Source organism: Microbacterium sp. SCN 69-37 (genome assembly GCF_001724435.1).
GTDB classification, from domain to species: domain Bacteria; phylum Actinomycetota; class Actinomycetes; order Actinomycetales; family Microbacteriaceae; genus Microbacterium; species Microbacterium laevaniformans.
In genome coordinates this window covers 1-23,929 of the sequence record NZ_MEEL01000024.1, presented here as the reverse complement: position 1 = coordinate 23,929, position 23,929 = coordinate 1, and the positions used below count along the sequence as shown (strand labels likewise).

At 70.2% G+C, this 23,929-nt stretch carries 23 protein-coding genes and 1 pseudogene; 10 read left to right on the top strand and 14 right to left on the bottom strand.

The features are described from left to right. Positions 1-53 precede the first annotated feature (53 nt). From ABS64_RS05995 to ABS64_RS05985, 3 genes and pseudogenes are all read right to left on the bottom strand, one after another. A pseudogene (locus ABS64_RS05995) lies at positions 54-786 on the bottom strand (SDR family NAD(P)-dependent oxidoreductase). A gap of 65 nt (positions 787-851) precedes the next feature. Then, positions 852-1,349 carry a dihydrofolate reductase gene (locus tag ABS64_RS05990; protein ID WP_036287254.1) on the bottom strand — a complete coding sequence of 166 codons (498 nt, stop codon included), beginning with the start codon at positions 1,347-1,349 and terminating at the stop codon, positions 852-854. Continuing rightward, positions 1,346-2,158, bottom strand: coding sequence for a thymidylate synthase (locus tag ABS64_RS05985; protein ID WP_036287257.1), 813 nt, complete (start codon positions 2,156-2,158; stop codon positions 1,346-1,348). The genes ABS64_RS05990 and ABS64_RS05985 overlap by 4 nt, the downstream gene beginning before the upstream one ends. A 96-nt stretch (positions 2,159-2,254) precedes the next feature. On the opposite strand from ABS64_RS05985, the gene ABS64_RS05980 reads away from it, so the two are divergent. The 3 genes from ABS64_RS05980 (at position 2,255) to ABS64_RS05970 (ending at position 4,141) form a co-directional block, all read left to right on the top strand. After that, on the top strand, positions 2,255-2,692 hold the full coding sequence (locus ABS64_RS05980) for a thioredoxin family protein (protein WP_292681822.1): 438 nt from the start codon (positions 2,255-2,257) through the stop codon (positions 2,690-2,692). A gap of 107 nt (positions 2,693-2,799) precedes the next feature. Further along, positions 2,800-3,225 carry an OsmC family peroxiredoxin gene (locus ABS64_RS05975; protein ID WP_016463256.1) on the top strand — a complete coding sequence of 142 codons (426 nt, stop codon included), beginning with the start codon at positions 2,800-2,802 and terminating at the stop codon, positions 3,223-3,225. Next, positions 3,218-4,141 carry a TIGR01777 family oxidoreductase gene (locus ABS64_RS05970; protein ID WP_016463257.1) on the top strand — a complete coding sequence of 308 codons (924 nt, stop codon included), beginning with the start codon at positions 3,218-3,220 and terminating at the stop codon, positions 4,139-4,141. Before ABS64_RS05975 ends, ABS64_RS05970 begins: the two co-directional genes overlap by 8 nt. On the opposite strand, the gene ABS64_RS05965 is transcribed toward ABS64_RS05970, so the two are convergent. Next, positions 4,142-4,591, bottom strand: coding sequence for a hypothetical protein (locus ABS64_RS05965; protein ID WP_016463258.1), 450 nt, complete (start codon positions 4,589-4,591; stop codon positions 4,142-4,144). Continuing rightward, entirely contained in the window at positions 4,588-5,406 is an 819-nt protein-coding gene (gene dapB, locus ABS64_RS05960) for a 4-hydroxy-tetrahydrodipicolinate reductase (RefSeq protein WP_288119481.1), read from the bottom strand. The genes ABS64_RS05965 and dapB overlap by 4 nt, the downstream gene beginning before the upstream one ends. 44 nt (positions 5,407-5,450) lie before the next feature. Between dapB and ABS64_RS05955 the strand changes: the two genes are divergently transcribed. Next, entirely contained in the window at positions 5,451-5,921 is a 471-nt protein-coding gene (locus tag ABS64_RS05955) for a GNAT family N-acetyltransferase (protein ID WP_288119483.1), read from the top strand. Positions 5,922-6,204: 283 nt separating this feature from the next. On the opposite strand, the gene ABS64_RS05950 is transcribed toward ABS64_RS05955, so the two are convergent. The 3 genes from ABS64_RS05950 to ABS64_RS05940 all read right to left on the bottom strand — a co-directional run bounded on the left by ABS64_RS05950 (position 6,205) and on the right by ABS64_RS05940 (position 10,508). Continuing rightward, on the bottom strand, positions 6,205-6,804 hold the full coding sequence (locus ABS64_RS05950; protein ID WP_005048819.1) for a histidine phosphatase family protein: 600 nt from the start codon (positions 6,802-6,804) through the stop codon (positions 6,205-6,207). 95 nt (positions 6,805-6,899) lie between these two features. After that, a complete protein-coding gene (locus tag ABS64_RS05945) occupies positions 6,900-7,922 on the bottom strand; it encodes an aldo/keto reductase (RefSeq protein ID WP_292681818.1) in 1,023 nt (340 codons plus the stop codon). Positions 7,923-8,228: 306 nt separating this feature from the next. After that, the gene (locus tag ABS64_RS05940; RefSeq protein WP_036282566.1) at positions 8,229-10,508 is read right to left on the bottom strand and encodes a polyribonucleotide nucleotidyltransferase; all 2,280 of its coding nucleotides are present in this window, start codon (positions 10,506-10,508) and stop codon (positions 8,229-8,231) included. Positions 10,509-10,794: 286 nt separating this feature from the next. Here ABS64_RS05940 and ABS64_RS05935 point away from each other — a divergent pair, with 286 nt between their 5' ends. After that, positions 10,795-10,968 (top strand): DUF5302 domain-containing protein, encoded by a 174-nt coding sequence (locus ABS64_RS05935; RefSeq protein WP_100226788.1) that lies wholly within the window; start codon positions 10,795-10,797, stop codon positions 10,966-10,968. A gap of 24 nt (positions 10,969-10,992) precedes the next feature. On the opposite strand, the gene ABS64_RS05930 is transcribed toward ABS64_RS05935, so the two are convergent. Next, on the bottom strand, positions 10,993-12,951 hold the full coding sequence (locus ABS64_RS05930) for a GDSL-type esterase/lipase family protein (RefSeq protein WP_292681817.1): 1,959 nt from the start codon (positions 12,949-12,951) through the stop codon (positions 10,993-10,995). A gap of 151 nt (positions 12,952-13,102) precedes the next feature. Here ABS64_RS05930 and ABS64_RS05925 point away from each other — a divergent pair, with 151 nt between their 5' ends. Next, on the top strand, positions 13,103-13,705 hold the full coding sequence (locus ABS64_RS05925) for a VTT domain-containing protein (RefSeq protein ID WP_005048809.1): 603 nt from the start codon (positions 13,103-13,105) through the stop codon (positions 13,703-13,705). 33 nt (positions 13,706-13,738) lie between these two features. On the opposite strand, the gene ABS64_RS05920 is transcribed toward ABS64_RS05925, so the two are convergent. Further along, positions 13,739-15,181, bottom strand: a complete 1,443-nt coding sequence (locus tag ABS64_RS05920) for a C4-dicarboxylate transporter DctA (protein ID WP_016463264.1) — start codon at positions 15,179-15,181, stop codon at positions 13,739-13,741. A gap of 176 nt (positions 15,182-15,357) precedes the next feature. On the opposite strand from ABS64_RS05920, the gene ABS64_RS05915 reads away from it, so the two are divergent. Beyond that, positions 15,358-16,623 carry an ATP-binding protein gene (locus ABS64_RS05915; RefSeq protein ID WP_292681814.1) on the top strand — a complete coding sequence of 422 codons (1,266 nt, stop codon included), beginning with the start codon at positions 15,358-15,360 and terminating at the stop codon, positions 16,621-16,623. Beyond that, positions 16,620-17,300 carry a response regulator gene (locus tag ABS64_RS05910; protein ID WP_292681813.1) on the top strand — a complete coding sequence of 227 codons (681 nt, stop codon included), beginning with the start codon at positions 16,620-16,622 and terminating at the stop codon, positions 17,298-17,300. Before ABS64_RS05915 ends, ABS64_RS05910 begins: the two co-directional genes overlap by 4 nt. 1 nt (position 17,301) lies before the next feature. On the opposite strand, the gene ABS64_RS05905 is transcribed toward ABS64_RS05910, so the two are convergent. After that, the gene (locus ABS64_RS05905) at positions 17,302-18,669 is read right to left on the bottom strand and encodes a glucose-6-phosphate dehydrogenase (protein ID WP_292681811.1); all 1,368 of its coding nucleotides are present in this window, start codon (positions 18,667-18,669) and stop codon (positions 17,302-17,304) included. Positions 18,670-18,721: 52 nt separating this feature from the next. On the opposite strand from ABS64_RS05905, the gene ABS64_RS05900 reads away from it, so the two are divergent. Next, complete coding sequence (locus ABS64_RS05900) at positions 18,722-20,551, top strand: glycoside hydrolase family 15 protein (protein ID WP_292681810.1); 1,830 nt, start codon at positions 18,722-18,724, stop codon at positions 20,549-20,551. A 49-nt stretch (positions 20,552-20,600) separates the two neighbouring features. Here the strand turns inward: ABS64_RS05900 and ABS64_RS05895 are convergent, their stop codons facing one another. Together ABS64_RS05895 and ABS64_RS05890 are read right to left on the bottom strand one after the other, a co-directional pair. Then, a complete protein-coding gene (locus tag ABS64_RS05895; RefSeq protein ID WP_005048787.1) occupies positions 20,601-21,263 on the bottom strand; it encodes an FMN reductase in 663 nt (220 codons plus the stop codon). Next, on the bottom strand, positions 21,260-22,456 hold the full coding sequence (locus tag ABS64_RS05890; protein WP_292681899.1) for an LLM class flavin-dependent oxidoreductase: 1,197 nt from the start codon (positions 22,454-22,456) through the stop codon (positions 21,260-21,262). Before ABS64_RS05890 ends, ABS64_RS05895 begins: the two co-directional genes overlap by 4 nt. 177 nt (positions 22,457-22,633) lie before the next feature. Between ABS64_RS05890 and ABS64_RS05885 the strand changes: the two genes are divergently transcribed. Further along, the gene (locus ABS64_RS05885) at positions 22,634-23,644 is read left to right on the top strand and encodes a 2-oxoglutarate and iron-dependent oxygenase domain-containing protein (protein WP_292681807.1); all 1,011 of its coding nucleotides are present in this window, start codon (positions 22,634-22,636) and stop codon (positions 23,642-23,644) included. 80 nt (positions 23,645-23,724) lie between these two features. Here ABS64_RS05885 and rpsO read toward each other — a convergent pair. After that, on the bottom strand, positions 23,725-23,929 hold a 205-nt coding region (gene rpsO, locus ABS64_RS05880), incomplete at its 5' end, for a 30S ribosomal protein S15 (RefSeq protein ID WP_292681805.1).

The window sequence follows — 23,929 nt, the reverse complement described above, 5'->3', positions numbered from 1 at the left end:
CGGAGCAGACCACGGGCGCGTCATCCCCGTCCGTCACCGTCCGGTGCGGGCCGTCACCGTCCGGTGCGGGCCAGACGGGCGGCCAGGGGGCTCGGCAGCAGACGCATCGCCGCCACGAGCAGCTTGTAGCGCACCGAGGCGCAGCCCTTCGCGGACGACGTCCGCGGCGTCGAGCCACATCACCGACGGAATACCCTCCCGCCCCGGCGGCAGCCCCAGGCGCTCGTGAAAATTCGTGTGCGTGAAGCCGGGGCAGAGCGCCGTCACGGTGACGCCGCGCGGTGCGTAGACCGCGTTGGCCCACCGGCTGAAGGAGATCACCCACGCCTTGACCGCGCCGTACGTTCCGCGGGGCATGAATCCGGCGACCGAGGCGACGTTGACGATGCGCCCGTGTCCCCGCTCGAGCATGGCGCCCAGCGCAGCGTGCGTCAGGTGCATCGTCGCCCGCACGTGCAGATCGAGATGACGCTGCTCGTCGGTGATGTCGCCCGCCGCGAAGTCGAGATCGAGTCCGAATCCGGCGTTGTTGACCAGGATGCCGATCGGCCGCTCGCGGTCGGCGACGCGAGCGACGACCGACGCGAGACCGTCATCGGCGACGAGATCCGCGGCCAGCACCTCGACCTGAACACGGTAGTCGGCACGCAGGCGCTCGGAGATGTCCCGGAGTGCGGCGCGGTCACGGGCGACCAGGACGAGGTCGGCTCCGCGGGCCGCAAGCTGACGGGCGAACTCCGCGCCGAGGCCCGAACTGGCACCCGTCACCAACGCTGTCCTGCTCATCGCACGCTCCCTCTTGTCGTCGCGGCTGGTCGCTCCTGGTCGCTGCTGCTCGCCGTGCGAACCGCTCAGGGTCGGATCAGCGTCAGGAACCGGTAGGGGATGCCTGTGCGCGAGACCGACCATCCGTCCTTCGGGTCCACCCGCGCCACGCTCCAGCCGTGCCGCTCGGGGGCGAACGTGTCACCGTCGACCTCGAGATCGAGCTCGGTGACCTCCAGCACGTCGGCGCGCGCGATCGCCTCGGCGAACAGCCCCGCTCCCCCGATGACCCAGGCCGATTCTTCCCCGTGCACGAGCTCCAGCGCCTGATCGAGCGAGACGGCCCGCTCGGCGCCGTCGTCCTGCCAGGAGTCGTTGCGCGTGACGACGATGTTCCGGCGACCCGGAAGGGGCCGGAACCGGGGCGGGAAGGACTCCCACGTCCGGCGCCCCATGATGACCGGATCCCCCATCGTCGCCGCGCGGAAGTGCGCGAGGTCTTCCGGCACATGCCACGGCATTGCGCCGTCCTTGCCGATGACGCCGCCGCGCGCCTCGGCCCAGATCAGGCCGAGTCGGGTCATACCGCGACCGCGGCCCGGATCGTGGGGTGGTGCTGATAGCCCTCCACGACGATGTCCTCGTACGTGTAGTCGAAGATCGACTCGGGCGTCCGTGCGAACGAGAGGCGGGGATACGGATACGGCTCCCGCGTGAGCTGCTCGCGGACCTGCTCGAGGTGGTTGTCGTAGATGTGGCAATCACCGCCGGTCCACACGAAATCGCCGGGCTCGAGCCCCGTCTGCTGGGCGATCATCATCGTCAGCAGCGCGTAGGACGCGATGTTGAACGGCACACCGAGAAACATGTCGGCGCTGCGCTGATACAGCTGGCACGACAGCTTGCCGTCCGCGACGTAGAACTGGAACAACGCGTGGCAGGGAGCGAGTGCCATCTGCGGGATGTCGGCGGGATTCCACGCCGACACGATGAGCCGGCGCGAGTCGGGGTTGGCGTGGATCTGGTCGATGATCTGTGAGATCTGATCGATCTGCTCGCCGGACGGCGTCGGCCACGAGCGCCACTGCACTCCGTAGACCGGCCCGAGCTCGCCGTCGGCATCCGCCCATTCGTCCCAGATGGTCACACCGTGCTGCTGGAGCCACGAGACGTTCGACTCACCTCGCAGGAACCAGAGCAGTTCATAGGCGATCGACTTCATGTGCACGCGCTTTGTCGTGATGAGCGGGAAGCCCTGCGACAGGTCGAAACGGATCTGGCGTCCGAACACACTCGTCGTGCCGGTGCCGGTGCGATCGTCCTTGTGCACGCCGCCGGCGAGCACCTCGCGGAGGAGGTCTTCGTACGGGGTGGGGATGGATGCCGCGCTCACGCCAGCAACCCTACCCTCGCCCGCCGACGCCGGGACTGTTACGCACGGCCCGTCATCGGAGCCGGTGCACCTCCGGAGGCGGTATCGTGGCAGACCGTGAACATCGTCGATGCCGTGCTCGTGCTGACCGCACTGCTCGCCGTGACCCTCGCCGTCGGACTGCTCCTGCGGTGGACGCAGAATCGTCCCCGCCGCGCCTCGACCGATGAAGTCGTGGAACCGCGACGCCTCGGAGCCGACGCCCTCGGCGAGCGGGCCACCCTGCTGCAGTTCAGCACGCAGATGTGCGCGCGCTGCCCCGGCGTGCACCGCGTGCTGGGATCGATCGCCGACACCCACGACGGCGTGATGCACCTGGACGTCGATCTCACCGACCGTCCCGACATCGCGAAGCACTTCCACGTGCTCCAGACGCCGACGACGTTGATCCTCGACCGCGACGGGGTCATCCAGACCCGCTTCGGAGGCACTCCCAGCCGCAGCGCGATCGAGCTGGAGCTCGGACGCGTCACCGGCGCCCCCGCCAGCGTCTGAGGGTTCGCTCCTGCCGCCAGCCCGACCGGTTCCGTGGGGGGACGGGCCCGTCTAGGCTCGGATGCACACCGCCGCCACGCGGCCCGCATCCGACACGAGGAGCACACATGAGCGTCACGAGCGAAGCGTCCACGAGCTGGAAGGGCTCCCTCACCGACGGATCCGGCGAGATCGCCCTGGAGAGTTCGAACCAGGGTCCGTTCGCCGTCAACTGGAAGGCCCGCAGCGAAGGCTCCTCATCGGTGACGACGCCGGAGGAGCTGCTCGCCGCGGCGCACTCCTCGTGCTTCAGCATGGCCCTCTCGCACGCGCTCGCCGGCAACGGAACGCCCCCGGAGAGCATCGAGACCACGGCATCCGTCACCTTCATCCCGGGCACCGGCATCACCGGCTCGCACTTGAACGTCAACGCGGTGGTCCCGGGACTGTCGGCCGAGGACTTCGCCCGCATCGCGGGCGAGGCGAAGACGGGCTGCCCCGTCTCGGCCGCCCTGGCCGGCATCGAGATCACGCTCGAGGCGACGCTTGCCTGAGAACGACCCATCGCGCGCCGAGGGGCGCGTCGTCGTCGCGGGAGCCTCCGGTCTCATCGGCCGCGCTCTCGTGGCGAGCCTGCGCGCCGACGGCATCGCCGTGACGCGCCTCGTGCGCCGCGCGAGCGCCGCGCCCGACGAGATCTCCTGGGATCCGGCCGCCCAGCCGCTGCCCGCGGCGGCACTCGAAGGTGCGCGGGCCGTCGTCGGGCTCAACGGCGCAACGCTCGGGCACTTTCCGTGGACGCGACGGTACAAGCACGATCTCGTGTGGTCGCGGATCGCTCCGACGCAGGCGCTCGCGGCAGCGGTGCGCGCGCTCGGCGAGGACGCCCCCCATTTCGTGTCCTCGTCAGCGGTCGGCTACTACCCGTCGGCGCCGGGGGCGAGTTTCACCGAGTCGTCTCCGCGCGGAGACACCTTCTTGGCGGACCTGTGCGGCGAGTGGGAGACGGCCGCGACCCGCGGCGCCGGGGATCGCGCCCGCGTATCGCTGCTGCGCACCGCGCCGGTCGTGCACGCCGACGGTGTTCTCAAGCCGCTTCTGCTGCTCACCAAGCTCGGCCTGTCGGGCCCGATCGGTCGCGGAACCCAGGTCTGGCCGCTGATCTCTCTCGACGACGAGGTCCGCGCGATCCGCCATGTCATCGACAACGGCCTCGCCGGCCCGGTCAACCTCGCAGGGCCCGAGCGCACGAGCGCCAACGATCTCGGGTTCGCTCTCGCGAGGCGGATGAATCGCCCCTACCTGCTGCGCGTACCGGAGTGGGCGCTGAAGCTGGTCCTCGGGCGCGACGCGGCAGAGGGACTGCTCACGTGCGACATGAATGTGGTCCCCGAGGCGCTCACGGCATCCGGCTTCGTCTTCTCGCATCCGACGGTCGAGGATGCCGTGGCCGCCGCGGTGCCGGCCTGATCAGCGCGTCGGCGGGTTCTTCTCGAGCGTGATCGCCCGTCGGATGGCTTCGCGGGCGCGGCGTCGATCGCCGGCGCCGTCGTAGGCCAGCCCCAGCCGGAACCAGGCGCGCCAATCGGTGGGGTGCGCCTCGACGTCGTGCCGGTAGTGCGGGAACACCGCATCGGCCTGCGCACGGTCGGGACGGCCGCTGACGCGGACATCCATCTCCTCGCTCGGGAGCGCGCCTTCGGCCTCCAGCCGCCTGGCGAGGCGCTCGGCGCTGCGCCCGAAAGCAAGCTCCCGCCAGAGCGCCCACCCCGCGATGACGGGCAGGACGATCAGCGCCACGCCCATGGCGACGCCGATGATCTGCCCCGAGATCAGCAACAGCCACGCGCGCTGCGCGACGAGAACGATGTAGAGGACGAGCAGCGCCGCCATGACGGCGACGCCCGCGCGGGCCTTCATGCCCCGGTGACGCGGGCGACTTGCCCGGGAACGGAGCCCTCGTCGACGACCTCGATGACCGGCGCTGCGGGGCGCGGCGCGCCGAGACCGAGATCGATGAGCGCGTCGAGGCCGATCGTCACCCCGCGCGCGTCCCGCGCCGCCGCAAGGGCGACGCGGATGCCGGGCGCGTACGCGCGGGCCGGCTCGATCGTGTCGTGGACGATGGTCAGCGACTCCCCCGGCCCCGACAGGATCGTCTCCTGCTTCGCGATGACGCCCGGCCGGCGCAACGAATGGATGGGAACACTCGCGACCTGCTGGCCGCGCGCCCGCTGATCGACATGCGGGGACTCGACCGGGCCGACCCCGGCGCGAGCGTCGGCGATGAGTTCGGCGGTGCGCACGGCCGTGCCACTCGGCGAGTCGACTTTCGTCTCGCGATGCGTCTCGACGATCTCGATCGAGGGGAACAGAGGTGCCGCCGCCGCCGCCAGTGCCGTCGCGACGACCGAGCCCAGGGAGAAGTTGGGAATGAAGACCGCGCCCGTACCCGCCGCCTCGACGAGGGGGCGCACCAGCGCGATCCGTTCGGTCGACCAGCCCGAGGTGCCGACGAGCACGTTCTTCCCGCGTTCGATCGCTGCGCGGACGACATCGATCGACACACCGGGCGTCGACGCATCGACGACGAGATCGGCCGCGTCGATCTCGGCGAGATCGCTCGCCGACCCGAGAACGGCCACCGTCTCGAAGTCGTCGAGCTCATCGATCACGCCGGCGATGATCGCACCGAGCTTGCCGGTGCCGCCCACGAGGGCCACTCTCGTCGTCATGGTTCCAGCCTAGGCCGTGCGGCCGACACGGTTACGCTCGAGGGATGGTGCTGCTCGACCCCCTCGCCGCCGACGACCCGCGCGCACATGCCCTGCTGGAGGAGTACTTCCAGATGCGTGCCGACGCGTTCCCTCAGGGGCAGGCGTACCGTCCCGTCTTCCCCGCGGCATCCGTCTTCACGCCGCCGGCCGGCGCCTTTCTCGTGCTCGTCGACGACGACGGGGCGGATGCCGGGTGCGGCGGCATCCGCAGGGTCGAGGACGGACCGGCGGGCGTGCGGTACGAGGTCAAGCATCTGTACCTGCAGCCACGCACCCGCGGTCGCGGCTGGGGTCGGCTTCTGCTGGACGCGCTCGAGGGGCGGGCCCGCGCGTTCGGCGCGGCAGAGCTCGTGCTCGACACCCACCACACGCTGGAGGCCGCCGGCGCGCTCTACGCGCGCTCGGGTTTCACCGCCATCGAGCCCTACAACGACAACCCGAACGCGACCCGCTGGTACGGCAAGGTGCTCTGAGCTCGGGCGTCTGCGTCGACTGACCGGCCGAGGCGCGTGGAAGATGTCGACATGCCCGCTGCGGAACACGACGTCACGGAACTCGTGGAGGCCGTGGCCTGGTGGCGCGCACGCGGCCTGTTCGCAACTCCGGAGTTTCGTCGACTCGCGCCCGGGTTTCCGTGCGGGGGCGCAGGCGTCCCGACGGCCCGGCGAGAACCTCCGGAGTTGTGAACGCCGACGACCGATCGCGCAGCGGCGGATGCCGCGCGCCTGAAGCGGTCGCCGCTCATCCCGCGTTCGCTCAGACCGGAGGAACCTCGGGCAGGCCCGTACGCAGCTCCATCGGCAGATGGGCGAGGTCGTTGTGGGTCACAAGAGCCCACGGCCGGCCCTTGCGCTGGGCGAGCACCGTGAGACCGCAGTGCGCCTGATTGATCGTCATCCATCGCCAGTCCGGGGCGTCGAGCACCTCACGGACGAACCAGGCGATGACGGAGTTGTGGGTGATGAGCAGCTCATGGGCGGCGGGTTTGCGAACGAGGAACTCGGCGACCGCATCCCCCATCTGTGCGCGCCCGGCGTCCATCTCGGCCTCGGTGTAGGAGCCGAAGAACGGCTCGTAGATCGACGGCGTCTCGGGCAGCATCCCGGTGGGAATGCAGTCGAACAGCAGCGCCGAGGGCTTCGGAGTCACCGAGGGGAGGCGACCTGCCACCGCGCGGGCCGTCTCGGCCGCGCGCTCCAGAGGCGAGTGCCACACGGCATCCAGCGGCACGCCGGACAGCCGGTCGGCGAGAAGCTCCGCCTGGCGTCGACCCCGCGGCGACAGCGGGCCGTCTTCGAGTCCGTGCTCCGCGTCGAGATGCTCTCCGTGTCGCACGAGGTACAGGTAATGCGTCACGTCATACTCGTCTCGCCTGGGGGTGGGGCAGCTCCCAGCCTACGTCAGGCCGTCGCCGTCGCCCCGGGTCTTGACACCGGGCGACACGCCACCCTCTACTGCGTGGCGCGTGCGATCTCGCCCAGGTGAGAGCGGCTGAGCCGCGCCCCCACGCCCTGCACCAGCTCGTCGACGTGGCTCACCGCGAAGACGTTCACGATCGGGGCGACGACGGCGCGCTGCGCCAGCAGCCAGGCGATGGCGACGGCCGACGGCGGCACCGCGAGTTCGTCACCGATGCGGTCCAGCGCACGGAGCGTTCGCGATCCGCGCCGGTTCATGGCCGCCGCCAGTTGGATGCCGCGAACCGAATACGCCACCTGAGCACGGTCGCGATGTACGCCGGCGAGGTAACCGTGCTCGAGCGCCTGCGACGGCGTCACGGCGATGCCCTGGGCGCTGGCCACGAGACGCAGGTCTCCCTCGAACTCCGACTGCCGCAAGATGTTGTACGGGACATCGAGCACCGTGAAGCGGGGGTAGCCCGCCGAGGCGAGAATCCGGGCTTCGACCAGCTGGGCGGCCGTATGACCGTAGGCGCCGACGGCGCGCACCTTTCCCGACTCGATCAGCCATTCCACCGTGGCCAGAGTGTCCTCGAGAGTGGTCGCGTCATCGGACAGTGCGTCGAGGTACAGCAGATCGATCCGGTCCGTGTGCAACCGCGTCAACGACGCTTCGACAGCCCGGATGAGGTTCACCGGACCGAGCCCGGGGTGGTCGGGGTTGGCGCCGACGCGAACGGCGACGACGATGTCGTCGCGGATGCCGCGACGCTGCATCCATTGCCCGACGATGTGCTCGCTGCGCCCCGCCGCGTAACCGTCGGACGTGTGCACGGCGTTCCCGCCCCGCGCACGGTACGCGTCGAGGATGCCGTGCGAGGCCGTGAGGTCGACGTGCCAACCGAATTCGGCCGCGCCGAGGATGAACGGGAAGACCTGGAGCCCGGACTCGCCGAGCGCAACGCGGATGCCGGCTCCCACGGGTGCCCCCTGAACGGGAATGGGAGCGGACGGGTGCACGGGCGGCGCGGCGCGTACGGCCGTCGGCGTCGCTCCGATGCCGAAGTAGCCCATCCGTTCACCCCCTTCACGAACCGCGGATGCGGTGTCGCCCTTCTTGTCTACCCACCCCCCGATGTGTAGTTCCGAGGGTAAGGCAGACGCGGGTACGGGCCGCGCATTGAGCCCAACGAACGGTAAACATTCCATAACGCTTGCGTCACGACGCCGTTCCGCGTGGGTGCGTGTCCCCCATCCGGTGGACATCGCGTGAACGAACGGATGCCCGCCCCTCCGAGACGGGAGGAAGCGGGCATCCGTGTCCTGGTCGCCGCCGCAGCACTGTCAGGGTGAAACCCTCAGCGCCGGGCGACGAAGCACTCAACCTTCGGCGGGAGCCTCCGGGCCCTCGCTGGCGGCCGCACGGCCCTCCTGGTCGGCAGCCTCTTCGAGCACGGGCTCGAGCGACAGCTTGCCGCGGTCGTCGATCTTGGTGATCTTGACGAGCAGCTTCTGACCGACGCCGAGGACGTCTTCGACGTTCTCGACACGCTTGCCACCGGCGAGCTTGCGCACCTCGCTGATGTGCAGCAGGCCGTCCTTGCCGGGCAGCAGCGAGATGAACGCGCCGAACGCCGCGAGCTTGACGACGGTTCCGAGGAACTGCTCGCCCACCTCGGGGTTGGTCGGGTTGGCGATCGCGTTGACCTGGGCGCGAGCGGCTTCCGCCGCGGGGCCGTCGGTCGCACCGATGTAGACGGTGCCGTCCTCCTCGATGGAGATCTGCGCACCCGTCTCGTCCTGGATCGCGTTGATCGTCTTGCCCTTCGGGCCGATCAGCTCACCGATCTTGTCGACGGGGATCTGCACGCTGATGACACGCGGGGCCGTCGGCGCCATCTCGTCCGGGCCGTCGATCGCGGCGTTGAGGACGTTCAGGATCGTCATGCGCGCGTCCTTGGCCTGCGTCAGCGCGGCGGTCAGCACCGACGACGGGATGCCGTCGAGCTTCGTGTCGAGCTGGATCGCCGTGACGAACTCGCTCGTGCCCGCAACCTTGAAGTCCATGTCGCCGAGCGCGTCTTCCGCGCCCAGGATGTCGGTCAGCGCGGCGTAGCGCGTCTGGCCATCGACCTGGTCGGACACGAGGCCCATCGCGATACCGGCGACGGGGGCGCGCAGCGGCACACCCGCGTTCAGCAGCGACAGGGTCGATGCGCAGACCGAACCCATCGAGGTCGAGCCGTTGGAGCCGAGGGCCTCGGAGACCTGACGGATCGCGTACGGGAACTCCTCGCGGCTGGGCAGCACCGGCACGAGGGCGCGCTCGGCGAGGAAGCCGTGCCCGATCTCGCGACGCTTCGGCGAGCCCACACGACCGGTCTCACCGGTCGAGTACGGCGGGAAGTTGTAGTGGTGCATGTAGCGCTTGCTGGTCGTGGGCGACAGCGAGTCGATCTGCTGCTCCATCTTCAGCATGTTCAGCGTCGTGACACCCAGGATCTGGGTCTCGCCGCGCTGGAAGATCGCGGAGCCGTGCACGCGCGGGATGACCTGGACCTCGGCATCCAGCGGACGGATGTCCGCCAGACCGCGGCCGTCGATGCGCACACCCTCGGTGAGGATGCGGCTGCGCACGATCAGCTTCGTGACCGACTTGTACGCGCCACCGAACTCGGCCAGCGCGCTCTCGGGCAGCTCGCCCGCCTCGACGGCGGCGACCAGCTGCGCCTTGACGTCGTCCTTGACGGCGTCGTCGGCGTTCTGACGCTCGATCTTGTCGGCGATCTGGTACACCGGCACGAGGCGGTCGTACGCGCGACCGGCGACGAAGTCGTAGGTCTCCTTCGCGTAGGCCGGGAAGACCGGGTAGGGCTGGATCTCCTTGGCCGCCGTGTTCGCGACGACGTTCTGCGCCGCGACGAGCTCCTTGATGAAGGGCTTGGAGGCCTCCAGTCCCTGCGCGACGATCTCCTCGCTGGGCTTGACGGCGCCGGCCTTGATGAGGTTCCAGCTGTTCTCGGTGGCCTCGGCCTCGACCATCATGATCGCGACGTCGCCGTCCTCCAGGACGCGACCGGCGACCATCAGGTCGAACACGGCCTCCTCGACCTGCGCGGCCGTCGGGAACGCGACCCACTGGTCGGCGTGCTCGCCGTGGCCCGGGATGAGCGCGAGGCGGACACCGGCGATGGGGCCGGAGAAGGGCAGACCGGAGATCTGCGTCGACAGGGATGCCGCGTTGATCGCCAGCGCGTCGTAGAACTCGCCCGGGGCGATGCTCAGGACGGTCACGACGATCTGGACCTCGTTGCGCAGGCCGTCGACGAACGACGGACGCAGCGGGCGGTCGATCAGGCGGCAGACGAGGATCGCCTCGGTGGAGGGCCGACCCTCGCGACGGAAGAACGAACCGGGGATCTTGCCAGCGGCGTACGAACGCTCTTCGACGTCGACGGTCAGCGGGAAGAAGTCGAAGCCCTCACGCGGGTGCTTGCCCGCGCTCGTGGCCGACAGCAGCATGGTCTCTTCGTCGAGGTAGGCGGCAACGGCACCCTGTGCCTGCTGCGCCAGTCGTCCGGTCTCGAACCGGATCGTGCGGGTGCCGAATCGGCCGTTGTCGAGAACGGCTTCGGCGGCGGTGATTTCTGGACCTTCCAAGAGGTCTCTCCTTCTTTGTTTAGACTCGCGCGCGCGTTTCGCGCACGAGATCGTGCGAAGGAGCAGGAACAGGCAGATCCAGACGCGCGGCGGCTCCGCGTGCGGCGCCGCCGGGACGATCAGCGCTGGCCACCAGTAGAAAGCCACCGTTCGCATCGGATCTCATCGAACGGGAACCCACCACAGGGGACCAGCTTCCTGCCGGCCTGCTCCGGATGCCGCGGAAGATCCACGGCAACCTGCTCAACCCTATCAGTCGCACCTCGGCGTGCGTATGGTTGACGGTATGAGCACCCACGACACCTCGGCATCCGATGAGATGAAGCGCAAGTTCAAGGAGGCGCTCGACAAGAAGAACGCGCAGCACCGCTCGGGTGAGGCGCACCTCGACGGAGACTCGTCGGTGCACGCCAGCCACGGCGCAGTCGCCAAGCGGGAGTTCCGCCGCAAGAGCGGCTGACTCCGCCGCAGCCGCTCGCTCGCCTCAGGACTGTGGCGCGGGGGTCCGCGCGCTCGATCCTCCGGCCGGAAGCTCGATGTAATCGGTGTGCTTCGCGGTGATCTGGTCACCTGCCGTGCGGCCGCGCAGGCGCCGCCACACCCAGGGCAAGGCGTCGCGCGTGAGCCAGGTCCCCGAGACCGGACGATCCTCTTCCGCGTGCAGAGCGGCATCGAGCGCCCCGAGCGCTTCGACATCCGGCACCCCGAGCACCTCCGCGGCGCGGTAGGAGACGAAGCGGTGGCCTCGTGAGCTCAGGTGCACCTTGTCGTGCGACCACTTCTCGAGTTCCCCGACGTCCGGGTCGATGTCGAGGTCGAGGAGGAATGCCCCGTGTACCGTCGCCGTCTCGCGCAGGCGCTCGGCGAACCGGGCGAAGCGCCGCGCGAACAGCCCCGACGCACGACGAGCGGGAAGAAACGGCGTCACCAGCAGCACATCGCTGCCGGCGGCCCGCAACACACCGACGGCGTAGTCCAGCCGATCGGCGAGCACGTCCGGATCGGCGCGATGCGACACGAGGTCGTTCGCGCCGATCAGCACGGTGGTCAGATCCGGAGCGAGCTCGAGCGCCCGCGGCAGCTGCTCGTCGAGCAGATCGCGCACCCGTCGACTGCGGACGGCGAGGTTCGCGTAGCGCACCGTCGACGACGAGCGCTGCGCGAGGAGCGTCGCCAGACGGTCGGCCCATCCCCGGTACTGACCCTCGGGCATGCGGGACGTGTCGCACAAACCTTCGGTGAGCGAATCGCCGAGTGCCACGACGCGGCTCCACGACCGCGGCGGGCGGGCAGGAGCGATGGATGCCGGGCGCACCCGCGCTGCGCGCGCCGTCGAAAGACCGGCCCCGTGCAGCTGCTGCGCCTCGAGGTAGTAGCCGTGAAGAGTGTCGACGAGCGCGGGCCAGGTGCGCTCTTCGACGCCCGCGCGTGCCGCCGTCCCGAACGCCTGCCGCTTGGTCGCGTCGCCGACGAGATCGCGCACACGGTCGTGCAGATCGTCGAGGTCGCCGGGGCGATAGAGCCAGCCGTCCACGCTGGAGCGGACGAGGTCGACGGGGCCGCCGCGTCCCGTCGCCACCACGGGCACCCCACTGGCGTGTGCTTCCTGGATCGTCTGACCGAACGTCTCGCTCTCGCCCGGGTGCACGAAGACGTCGAAGCCGGCGACCGCCTGGGCGAGCTCGATCCCGGAGAGGTGTCCGAGGAACACCGCGCCCGGCAGCGCACGCTCCAGCCGGGCACGCGCGGGGCCGTCGCCGACGATGACCAGCCGCACACCCGGCATCCCGGCGATCACGGCCAGATCCTCCACCTGCTTCTCGGGAGCGAGTCGCCCCACGTAGCCGACGATGACCTCGCCCGGAGCGATCCACTGGCGCCACGCGTCACTGCGACGGCCGGGGTGGAAGCGTTCGGTGTCGACACCGCGGCCCCAGAGGCGGGTGCGATCGACGCCGAGCTCATCGAGTTGCGAGAGCGCCGCCGAGGACGGGGCGAGGGTGAGCGTCGCGCGGGCGTGCAGGCGGGCGACGTGCGCCGCGGTGAGGGCCGTCGCCCGCGGCAGACCGTACTTTCTGGCATAGGCGATGACATCGGTCTGGTAGACGGCCACGGTCGGCAGATCCAGGCTCGCCGCCGCCGCGACAGCGCGCCAGCCCAACACGAACGGTGAGGCGAGGTGGACGACGTCGGGCTGGTAGTCCCGCAGGATGCCGGCCAGGGTACCGGTGCGCCCGAACGCCACACGCACCTGGGGGTAGCCCGGCAGTGGCATCGAGGGCAGCACGCGCGTCTGCGCGTCGGAGCGTGCCCCCGGTGCGCCGGGGGCGACGACGAGAGCCTCGTGTCCGCTCGCGGTGAGGTGGCGGACGGACTGCAGCACCGAACCGGTGACCCCGTTCATGTGAGGCAGGAACGACTCGGCGACGAACGCGACTCTCATGGGTCCAGCGTCGCGGCTGCGGGGCCGGTGACGGGGCCGAATCGGGCGCCGGAACGCAGTGTTCGCCGAACGGTCCCGTGGCGGCCACCCCGACGTCACCGCCGCACACGCCGTTCCCCGCGCGTTCATGACGGCGTGATACTCCGAGAGAGTGAGCGACGCGTGGTTGCAGGCCCTCGCCCAGAGCCCGTGGGCCCTCCCCGCGATGGCGCTCCTCGTCGTCGGTGACGCCTTCCTCGTCGTCATCCCGGGCGAGGCTGCCGTCACGACGCTCGGCGCCCTCGCCGTCGCGGAAGGCTCTCCCCCGCTCACCGCCGTCATCGTCGTCGCGGCGGCGGCCGCGCTGACCGGAGACCTCGGCTGCTATCTCGTCGGCCGCACGGCGGGGCTCGAGCGGTGGCGCTGGATGCGCGGGCCCAGAGTGGCGGCGGCCTTCGGTACGGCGCGAACCGCGCTGGACCGCCGCGGTGCCACGATGATGTTCACGGCCCGCTTCATCCCGTTCGCCCGCCTCGCCGTGAACCTCGTCGCGGGTGCCTCACGGATGCCGCTGCGGCGCTACCTGCTGCTGGCAGCGCCTGCGGCGAGCGCGTGGGCGCTCTACCAGGCGTTGCTCGGCGCGGCCGTCGCGGCCATCATCCCGGGCGGCACCGTCGCCGCCGTGATCGCCTCGATCGTGGTGGCGATCGCGCTCGGCGCGGCGACGGACGCCATCGTCACCCGCGCACAACGGCGCCGCGCCCCCGACACATGATCGGGAGCGCGGCACCGGTGCGTGCAGATCGGGTCAGCGCACCCCGGCGCGCTGACGTGCGCGCTCCTGCTTCGCCTCGGCCTCGGCGATCGCAGCCTCCTCCAGGCCCTGAGTGCCGACAGCGGACGTGTCGGTGGACATGCCGTCGTGCCCGTCGCCGGTGAGGGTGGCCTCGTCGAACGGGATGCGTCCGGAGAGCACCTCGCGCACGCGGTCGCGGTCGATCTGCTTCGTCCAGGTGCCGATGAGGAGGGTGGCCACGGCGTTGCCGGTGAAGTTGGTGACCGCACGGCCCTCGGACATGAAGCGGTCGATGCCGACGATGACGCCGACGCCGTTGACCAGATCGGGACGGAACGCCTGCAGACCGCCGGCGAGAGTCGCCAGACCCGCACCGGTCACGCCCGCAGCACCCTTGGAGGCGATGATCATGAACACCAGCAGGCCGATCTGCTCGGGGATCGACATCGGCATCCCCATCCCGGTGGCGATGAACAGCGACGCCATCGTCAGATAGATCGCGGTGCCGTCCAGGTTGAACGAGTACCCGGTGGGCACCGTGATGCCGACGACCGGCTTGGATACGCCGATGTGCTCCATCTTGCCGATCAGACGCGGCAGCGCCGACTCGGAGGAGCTCGTGCCGATGATGAGGAGGTACTCGCGAGCCAGGTATTTGATCAGGCTGAAGATGTTGACGCGGGTGACGACGTACAGCAGCGACCCGAGCACTCCGATGATGAAGACCGCACACGTGATGTAGAAGGCGATCATCAGGATGCCGAGGCTCACGATGGCCGAGACGCCGGTCTTGCCGACGACCGCCGCGATCGCGCCGAACGCCCCGATCGGGGCGAGCCACAGGATCATGCCGAGGATGCGGAAAACGAGCACCTGCAGCTGCTTGACGGCGAACATGATCGGCTCGCCCTTCTTCCCGAGCTGCTGCAGCGCGAAGCCCACCAGCAGCGCGATGAACAGCACCTGCAGGACACTCGGGCCGGTGAAGGCGCTGAAGAACGTCGTGGGAATGATCCCGAGGAGGAAGCTCACGGTGTCTGTGGCCTCGGTGGACTTGCCGGCGTCGTAGGTGGCGCCGGCCATGTTCAGGCCTTCGCCCGGGTGGATGATGTTGCCGACGACGAGGCCGATCGCCAGCGCGAACGTCGACATCACGAGGAAGTAGAGCAGGGCGAGTCCGCCGATCTTTCCGACCGTGGCGGCCTTCGCGATCGATCCGACGCCGACCACGATGGTGCAGAAGATGATCGGCGCGATCATCATCTTGATGAGGTTGACGAAGGCCTTGCCGACCGGCTCGAGCCCCTTCGCGAAGTCCGGCCAGGCGAGACCGACGACGGCTCCCAGGACCACCGCGATGATCACCGCCACATAGAGCCAGGTGTGCTTGTCCCAGGAGCTCTTGCCGCGGCGCCAGTTGTAGCCGGGGAGCTTGAAAGATGATGTGAGGGCCATGTCCGCCTCCAGGTGTGAACGGGTCGTTGTTCGGGGGCTGCCGACGCTGGCGGCCACACGCACAGAGTGCAGTGCGGGCCCCCTCGTGGTTCACTTGTGGTCGTATTGGTCCCGGCGGCCGCTCCGATACGCGGCTGGGACGACCCGACGACCCGCCATCGACCGCCGAGGACGCCATGACCCGAAGGATCGGACGCAGCGCCGCGTCCCGGATCTTCCTGTGGCTGGCCGGCGCCGCTCTCGTGCTGGCTCTGGCAACTGCCGGGCTGCTGGTGCTGGAGGCGCAGCGCACCGCGCGGGCCGAGGCAGAGCGTGTCACGCAGGCGGTGGCGGCGACCCTCGCCGACCTGCGAGAGGTCTCTACGGCCCTCGCGCAGAGCGACGACGCCGCCGCCAGCCGCACGCTGCAGCCGGTGGCGACGGCGGTCATGTCGGGCGCTGGCGTCGACTTCGTCACGATCATGGATGCCGACGGCATCCGCGTGACGCATCGTGACCCGGCACAGATCGGAAAGCACTACATCGGCACCATCCCGGCCTCGCCGGCGCCTCTCACCGAGGAGTTCAGCGGAACGCTCGGGCCGTCGCTGCGCACGATCGTGCCCGTCGAGGTCGACGGGCGCCTCGTCGGCTGGGTCTCGGTCGGCGTGACGATCCGGACGGTGACCGCGCAAGTGGTGCCACGCCTGCTCGTCGTCGCGGCCGTCGGCCTCGTGCTCGTCGGCGCCGGGCTCGCCGGTGCGGTGCTCGCCCGCCGTGCGACCCGTCTGGTCGCCGGCGACCTTCCCGCCGGTGCCATCCGCGACACCCTGGCCTCCGCCGAGTCGATGCGCACACTCGGCGAGGCCCTGCGCGCGCAGACCCACGAGCACGGCAACCGCATGCACGCCGCCGTCGCCCTCATCGAACTGGGGCGCATGGACGACGCGATCGGCATCCTGACGGATTCGGCGCGGCAGAGCCAAGCGCTCGTCGACCAGGTCGCTGCCCGCACAGACGGCGATCCCACGGTGGGGGCGCTGCTGCTGGGCAAGGCCTCGCAGGCGATGGAACGCGGCATCGAGTGGTCGACCGACATCGCCGCGGATGCCCCCCGCTCGCTTCTGAGCCCGATCGACGCCGTCGCGCTCGTCGGCAATCTCATCGACAACGCCCTGGATGCCGCGGCCTCCGGTCCGACGCCGAGGTGGGTGCGCGTGCACATGTCACGCACGGTGGAGGACGAACTGCTGCTCACCGTCTCCGACTCCGGCGACGGTCCCGACGAGGAGGTGCGTGCACGAATGTTCGAGCGCGGGTTCTCGACGAAGCCGGCCGGCAGCGACGGCCGCGGCGTCGGGCTGGCACTGGTGCGCGCCGTCATCGACGAGATCGGCGGGACGATCGCCGTCGATCTCTCTCCGACGACGTTCCGCGTCGTCCTGCCGACGGTGCGGTCATGATCGGCGTGCTGCTCGTCGATGACGAGGCACTGACGCTCGAACTGCACCGCTCGTACATCGACCGGGTCGACGGTTTCGAGGTGGTCGCCGAGTGCGCGGGCGCGCGGGCCGCGGTCTCGGCGATTGTGGACGCGTCCGATCGCGACCGCATCGATCTCGTGCTGCTGGACATGACCATGCCCGACGGCTCCGGCCTCGACGTCCTGCGGCACGTCCGCGCACGTGCCGCCGACGTCGACGTCATCGCCATCACCTCGGTGCGCGACGCCGACGTCGTCCGCCAGGTGGTCGCCCTCGGCGCGGCGCAGTACCTCGTCAAGCCGTTCACCTTCGCGACCTTCCACGACCGGCTGGAGCAGTACCGCGCATACCGCGAGCGCGCACGCGCGGCATCCGGGGCGGCGACCCAATCCGAAATCGATGCGATGCTGGGGGCGCTGCGCCCGACGGGGACGATCGCGTTGCCGAAGGGGCTGTCCCCCGCGTCGCTGGAACGCGTATCGCGGGCCGTCCGCGACGGAGGAGGACTGTCGGCGACCGAAGCAGCCGATGCGCTGGGCATGTCGCGTGTCGCGGCCCGGCGCTACCTCGAGCACCTCGCGGATGCCGGTCGCGTGGATCGCGCCCCCCGCTACGGCACGCGCGGACGGCCGGAGACCGAGTACCGCTGGAGATGAGTCAGGAAGCGGCCCACCCGTCGGGACCATCCGATCCGGCCGGGTAGTCCTCCATGGGCACATCGCCGCGTCGCCACGCATCACGGACGGGTTGGATGATGCGCCAGCACTCCTCGGCGGCGTCTCCGCGGACGGCCAGCATGGCGTCGCCGTCGAGGATCGCGGCGAGCACCTCCGTGTAGGCGGCATGCGTGCCCAGACCGAGGTCGGCCTCGAGAGTGGCGCGGTGCAGGGCGAACGGCTCCTCGCCGCCGTTGACCGAGATCTGCATCGTGAGCTTGTCGGGCCCGAGGCCGAAGCGGATGACGGCTCCGCTCGCATCGCCGGTGAAACCGACGGGCAGGTGGCGCACGGGTCGCAGGACCACGTCGACTTCCGCGCGCTTGGCTGCCAGCGCCTTACCGGATCGCAGGGTGAACGGCACGCCGGCCCACCGGGCGTTTCGCACCTCGACGCGCACCTGCGCGAGCGTCTCGGTCTCCCGTGCGGGATCGACGCCCGGCTCGTCGACGTACGACGGCATCCGTTCCTCGCCCGCCGTGCCGGCGGTGTAGCGGGCCCGGTGAGAGAACCGCACGGCGTTGTCGTCCCACACGTGCGTCGCCCGCAGCACCGCCGCGGTGGCGTCACGGAGATCCGTCGCAGTGAGGGCCGCGGGCGGCTCCATCGCGACGACGGCCATGACCTGCAGCAGATGGCTCTGAATCATGTCGACGAGTGCTCCGGCGTGATCGTAGAAACCCGCGCGGCCCTCCAGCCCGAGGGTCTCATCGAAGCGGATCTCGACGCGCTCGATGTGCTCCGCCGACCAGATGGGCTCCAGCAGCCGGTTCGCGAACCGCGCGCCGAGAACGTCCAGGACGGTGGAGCGGCCGAGGAAGTGATCGACACGGAACACCTGCTGTTCGGGCAGCAGCTTCAGCAGCACCGCGTTGAGCTCACGCGCGCTGGCTTCGTCCTCGCCGAACGGCTTCTCCAGTGCGAGGACCGTCCCCTCGGGCAGATCGGACGCAGACAGAGCCGCACAGGCGGCAGCGGCCGCGGCCGGCGGCACAGCGAAGTAGAGCACGAGACGCCCCTCCGGCACGGCGCCGATCACCGCACGCAGGCCGGCCGCCGTGGTTGCGTCAGCCGTGATGAACGGTGTCGAAGCGACAGCGGAGAAGGCATCCTCCGCCCCGGCCTCGCGGAAGGCGGTCCGCACGCGTCGCCGCCACTGCGCCTCGCTGATCTCGGTACGCCCGACGCCGACGAGGTGCAGCTGTCGCGCCGGTTGCTGTCGCAACAGGTCGGCGAGCGCCGGCAACAGCAGTCGCTGCGTCAGATCGCCGCTTCCCCCGATGATCACCAGTGTCGACACGTCGCCCATGTGCTCACCCTATGTCGCCCGATCCAGGTGGGCGAGGAGGCAGAATCGATCCGTGGCAGATGCATACAGGGGCGTGGCCCTGTCCCCCACGCCCATCGAGGACTACGCGTTGCTGAGCAGCTGCCGCACGGCGGCGCTGGTCTCGCGGGACGGATCGATCGACTGGCTGTGCCTGCCGCGCTTCGATTCGCCATCCGTGTTCGCGGCCCTTCTCGGTGACGACCATCAGGGGCGATGGGCGCTGCGGCCCACCGATCCCGACGCGCGGGCGACGCGACGTTACGACGGCGACAGCTTCACCCTCATCACCCGCTGGGAGAGCGCCGATGGGGTGGCCGAGGTGCACGACTGCCTGCCTGTCGATCCCCGACACCTCGACGTCTCGCACCGCGTGGATCTAGTGCGCCGCGTCGTCGGCATCAGCGGCCGGGTCGACTTCGAGCAGCAGGTGCGCCTGCGCTTCGACTACGCCCGCGCGCTGCCGTGGGTGCGCCAGACCGGCACCGCCGATGCCCCCGAGGTGACCGCGATCGCCGGGCCGGATGCCGTGGCCCTGCGCGGTGCGCCGCTCACCGCCACCGACCACGTGCACCGCGGCGCGCTGAGCGTCGCCGCCGGCGAGTACCGCGACCTCACGCTCACCTGGCACGCATCGCACCGCCCCGCGCCGTCACCCCTGGACGTCGAGGATGCCCTGCAGTGCACGCGCGAGTGGTGGAGCACATGGGCCGAACGCATCGACGTGCACGGTCCGCACCGGGAGGTCGTGGTGCGCTCGCTGCTGACGCTGCGCGCACTGACGCACCGCGACACGGGCGGCATCATCGCCGCACCCACCACGTCACTGCCCGAGCAGTTCGGCGGCGAGCGCAACTGGGACTACCGCTTCGTATGGTTGCGAGATGCCTCCCTGACGATCGAGGTGCTCCTCGGGCAGGGCTTCGCCCACGTCGTGGCGCACTGGCAGCGCTGGCTGCTGCGGGCGATCGCAGGCGACCCCGCCGACCTGCAGATCGTCTACGGCATCGCCGGCGAGCGTGACCTCGTCGAGCGGGAGCTCGGCGACCTGCCCGGCTACGGCGGCGCCGCCCCGGTGCGGATCGGCAACGGCGCGGCGCAGCAGTACCAGGCCGACGTGACCGGTGAGGTCATGACCTGTCTGTTCGCCGCGCGCGCGGCCGGCATCGAGCAGTCGGCGATCTCGTGGCCGTTGGAGCGCGCGCTGCTGCGCCGTGCCGAGGAGCGCATCGACGAACCCGATCAGGGCATCTGGGAGATCCGCGGTGAGCCGCAGGTGTTCGTGCACTCCCGCGCCATGGTGTGGGCCGCGTTCGATCGCGGCGTGCGCTCGGTGCGCGAGCACGGTCTGCACGGGCCCGACGCGCACTGGGAGCAGCTGCGCGACCGGGTGCGCGCCGGCATCGACGCGCACGGGGTCTCCGCGCGCGGCCACTTCGTGCAGCACACCGGCACCGACGCGGTCGACGCCTCGCTGCTGCTGCTGCCGACGGTCGGATTCTGCGCCGCCGACGACCCGCGCATGCTGGCCACCGTCGCCGAGATCGAGCGCACGCTCATGGTCGACGGGCTCGTGCTGCGCTACCGCACCGAGTCGGGCGTGGACGGACTGTCCGGCACGGAGAACCCGTTCCTCGCGTGCTCGTTCTGGCTCGTCGAGCAGTATGCCGCCACCGGCCGCCTCGATGACGCACGGGCGCTCATGGATCGAGCGTGTTCGCGAGCCAACGACGTGGGGCTGCTGTCGGAGGAGTACGACGTGGCCGAGAGACGGCAGGCCGGCAACACCCCGCAGGCGCTCTCGCACCTGGCTCTCGTGCGCGCGGCATCCGCCCTCGCCCGCGCCGAGGCCGCCGCCCGCTGACGCGACGATGCCCCCGGCCGCAACGCGCGGTCGGGGGCACCGTGAGCGGTCACTCCCCGGCGAGACCGCCGAGCAGATGGCCGAAGGAGCGCCCCTCTCCGAGGTAGTTCGCCGGGTCGAACGGGTCGCCGCTGCCGACCGGTTGACGACGCGCGACCGCTTCCGCCAGTTCGCGAGCACCGCGCTCGACGCGGGAGCTGAGCGGAGCAACCTGGTCGGCCGCCGCTCCCCAGTCGCTGGATGCCGCGAACACACCCGTCGAGACGGCCTCCGCGTGCAGGTAGGCGAACAGCGGACGGATGGCGTAGTCGATCGCGAGCGAGTGCCGCGCCGTCCCTGCGTTCGCGCCGATCAGCACGGGCTTGCCGGTCAGCGCATCGGGGTCGAGCACGTCGATGAACGACTTGAACAGACCCGAGTAGCTCGTCGAGAAGATCGGCGTGACCACGATCAGCGCGTCGGCGGAGACGACCGTGTTGATGGCCGACTCGAGCGCCGGCGGAGCGAAGCCGGTCAGCAGGTTGTTCGTGATGTCGTGCGCGAGATCACGCAGCTCGATCGTGTCGACCGTGGCCTGGATGGGAGCACCGTCAGGCCCCGACAGCTCACCCAGCGCCGCCACGGTCGCTGCCGCGAGGCGGTCGGCGAGCATCCGTGTGGAGGAGGGATTCGACAGCCCCGCCGAGACGACGGCGATGCGACGCGCGCTCATCGGGTCGCCCCCACGCCGAACGCGGCGCCGGCGGGAGCGGGCGCGTCCTGGTAGGGCGACGGGCCGCTGAGGTTGTCACCGCGGTTGGCGCGCGGCGTCGCCTGACGTGCCGGTCCGTCACCGTACGCGGCGCGCACCAGAGAGGCGTGTGTGGGGGCGTCGGGCACGTTCTCGGGACGGTCCTTCGCGAACTCCTTGCGCAGCACCGGTACGACCTCCCCACCGAGGAAGTCGAGCTGCTCGAGCACGGTCTTCAGCGGAAGACCGGCGTGATCCATGAGGAACAGCTGGCGCTGGTAGTCGCCGAAGATGTCGCGCATGCCGGCGTAGCGGTCGATGACCTGCTGCGGCGATCCGACGGTCAGCGGCGTCATCTCGGTGAAGTCCTCCATCGACGGGCCGTGGCCGTACACCGGAGCGTTGTCGAAGTACGGACGGAACTGGTTCACGGCATCCTGCGAGTTCTTCGCCATGAACGCCTGACCGCCGAGCCCGACGATCGCCGTCTCGGGGGCGCCGTGGCCGTAGTGCTCCCAGCGCTGGCGGTACAGACCGATGAGGCGCTGGTAGTGCTCGGCGGGCCAGAAGATGTTGTTGGCGAAGAAGCCGTCGCCGTAGTAGGCGGCCTGCTCGGCGATCTCGGGCGTGCGGATCGAGCCGTGCCAGACGAAGGGTGCGACGCCGTCGAGGGGTCGCGGGGTCGCGGTGAAGCCCTGCAGCGACGTGCGGAACTTGCCCTCCCAGTCCACGACGTCCTCGCGCCACAGCGTGTGCAGCAGCGCGTAGTTCTCGATCGACAGCGGCAGGCCCTGGCGGATGTCCTTGCCGAACCACGGGTAGACGGGTCCCGTGTTGCCACGACCGAGCATGAGGTCCATGCGGCCGCCCGACAGGTGCTGCAGCATGGCGTAGTCCTCGGCGATCTTCACCGGGTCGTTCGTGGTGATGAGCGTCGTCGAGGTCGAGACGATGAGCCGCTCGGTCTGGGCGGCGATGTAGGCCAGCGTGGTGGTCGGCGACGACGACCAGAACGGCGGGTTGTGGTGCTCGCCAAGGGCGAAGACGTCCAGGCCCACCTCCTCGGCGTGTTTGGCGATCTCGACGGTCGCGCGGATGCGCTCGGCCTCGCTCGGCGTGTGGCCCGTGGTCGGGTCCTGCGTGATGTCGCTGACGGTGAAGATGCCGAACTGCATCTGCGGGCTCTTCTCGTTCACGGTGTCCTTCGCCTTCCGGATGCCTCGGCATCCAATACATGCAAATGAATGTATCTGGTGCAACGCATCCGTGTCCAGGTTATTCCCGCCGCCGACGGCGGTCACACGGCGCAACACAGGCGCGGGAGGGTGCCGCAGCGGCCTACCCTCGCCTTCATGAGCGACCTGAACCTGCCCGTCCTCGACTTCGCCCTGCTCGACGCCGGCCCCGAGCAGGCCGCCCTCTTCCGCGAGCAGCTCCGCGCGGCGACGCACGACGTCGGGTTCTTCTACCTGACCGGAACGGGCGTGAGCGCCGGGCTCGAGCAGCGGCTGCACCGTGCGGCGCGCGACTTCTTCGCGCTGCCGGAAGCCGACAAGCTCGCGATCGAGAACGTGACCAGTCCGCACTTCCGCGGGTACACCCGCATCGGCGGTGAGCGCACCCACGGCGAGGTCGACTGGCGCGAGCAGATCGACATCGGCCCGGAGCGGGATGCCGTGACGGACCCCGAGGCTCCCGACTTCGCGCGGCTGATCGGGCCGAACCTGTGGCCGGCTGCCCAGCCGGAGCTGCGCGATGTCGCGATCGCCTGGCAGGAGCACCTGACCGTCGTGGCGCGGACGCTGCTGCGCGCGTGGGCACTCACCCTCGGTGCCCCCGAGGACTACTTCGACGAGCATTTCGGGGAGCCCTCGACACTGCTGAAGATCGTGCGCTATCCGGGCTCGACCTCGCCGGAGCCCGCCCAGGGCGTCGGCGCCCACAAGGACTCGGGCGTGCTCACGCTGCTGTGGGTCGAGCCCGGCAAGGGCGGGCTGCAGGTCGAACGCGACGGGCAGTGGGTGGACGCGCCGCCGGTGCCGGGCGCGTTCGTCGTCAACATCGGCGAGATGCTCGAGTACGCGACCGGCGGCTACCTGATCGCAACGAATCACCGCGTGGTCTCGCCCCGGCATCCCGAGGACCGCATCTCCGTGCCGTTCTTCTTCAACCCGGCCCTCGACGCGCGGCTGCCGCTGATCGCACTGCCCCCGCAGCTCGCCGCCCAGGCACGCGGATGCACGCAGGACCCGGCGAACCCGATCCACGCCCGCTACGGCGAGAACGCCCTGAAGTCACGGCTGCGCGCACACCCCGATGTCGCCGAGCGCTGGCACGCCGACCTGCTCGCCGCCCGCGCCTGACCCCGCATGACGAGAGCCTCCCCACACCGTGGGGAGGCTCTCCAAGAACGTTTTGCGCGATTGAACGCTGAGCGCGAGGCTTAGCGGCGCAGACCGAGGCGCTCGATGAGCGAGCGGTAACGGTTGATGTCGATGTCCTGCAGGTAACCCAGCAGGCGACGACGCTGACCGACGAGCAGGAACAGGCCACGACGCGAGTGGTGGTCGTGCTTGTGCTCCTTGAGGTGCTCGGTGAGGTCCTTGATGCGCTGCGTCAGCATCGCGACCTGCACCTCGGGGGATCCG

What these genes read in the sequence shown, in the direction of transcription:
- ABS64_RS05990 (WP_036287254.1), bottom strand. Translation starts at nt 1,349, where the DNA reads ATGACCCGACTCGGCCTGATCTGGGCCGAGGCGCGCGGCGGCGTCATC.
- ABS64_RS05975 (WP_016463256.1), top strand. Translation starts at nt 2,800, where the DNA reads ATGAGCGTCACGAGCGAAGCGTCCACGAGCTGGAAGGGCTCCCTCACC.
- ABS64_RS05965 (WP_016463258.1), bottom strand. Translation starts at nt 4,591, where the DNA reads ATGAAGGCCCGCGCGGGCGTCGCCGTCATGGCGGCGCTGCTCGTCCTC.
- dapB (WP_288119481.1), bottom strand. Translation starts at nt 5,406, where the DNA reads ATGACGACGAGAGTGGCCCTCGTGGGCGGCACCGGCAAGCTCGGTGCG.
- ABS64_RS05955 (WP_288119483.1), top strand. Translation starts at nt 5,451, where the DNA reads ATGGTGCTGCTCGACCCCCTCGCCGCCGACGACCCGCGCGCACATGCC.
- ABS64_RS05945 (WP_292681818.1), bottom strand. Translation starts at nt 7,922, where the DNA reads ATGGGCTACTTCGGCATCGGAGCGACGCCGACGGCCGTACGCGCCGCG.
- ABS64_RS05935 (WP_100226788.1), top strand. Translation starts at nt 10,795, where the DNA reads ATGAGCACCCACGACACCTCGGCATCCGATGAGATGAAGCGCAAGTTC.
- ABS64_RS05930 (WP_292681817.1), bottom strand. Translation starts at nt 12,951, where the DNA reads ATGAGAGTCGCGTTCGTCGCCGAGTCGTTCCTGCCTCACATGAACGGG.
- ABS64_RS05920 (WP_016463264.1), bottom strand. Translation starts at nt 15,181, where the DNA reads ATGGCCCTCACATCATCTTTCAAGCTCCCCGGCTACAACTGGCGCCGC.
- ABS64_RS05915 (WP_292681814.1), top strand. Translation starts at nt 15,358, where the DNA reads ATGACCCGAAGGATCGGACGCAGCGCCGCGTCCCGGATCTTCCTGTGG.
- ABS64_RS05910 (WP_292681813.1), top strand. Translation starts at nt 16,620, where the DNA reads ATGATCGGCGTGCTGCTCGTCGATGACGAGGCACTGACGCTCGAACTG.
- ABS64_RS05905 (WP_292681811.1), bottom strand. Translation starts at nt 18,669, where the DNA reads ATGGGCGACGTGTCGACACTGGTGATCATCGGGGGAAGCGGCGATCTG.
- ABS64_RS05895 (WP_005048787.1), bottom strand. Translation starts at nt 21,263, where the DNA reads ATGAGCGCGCGTCGCATCGCCGTCGTCTCGGCGGGGCTGTCGAATCCC.
- ABS64_RS05890 (WP_292681899.1), bottom strand. Translation starts at nt 22,456, where the DNA reads ATGCAGTTCGGCATCTTCACCGTCAGCGACATCACGCAGGACCCGACC.
- ABS64_RS05885 (WP_292681807.1), top strand. Translation starts at nt 22,634, where the DNA reads ATGAGCGACCTGAACCTGCCCGTCCTCGACTTCGCCCTGCTCGACGCC.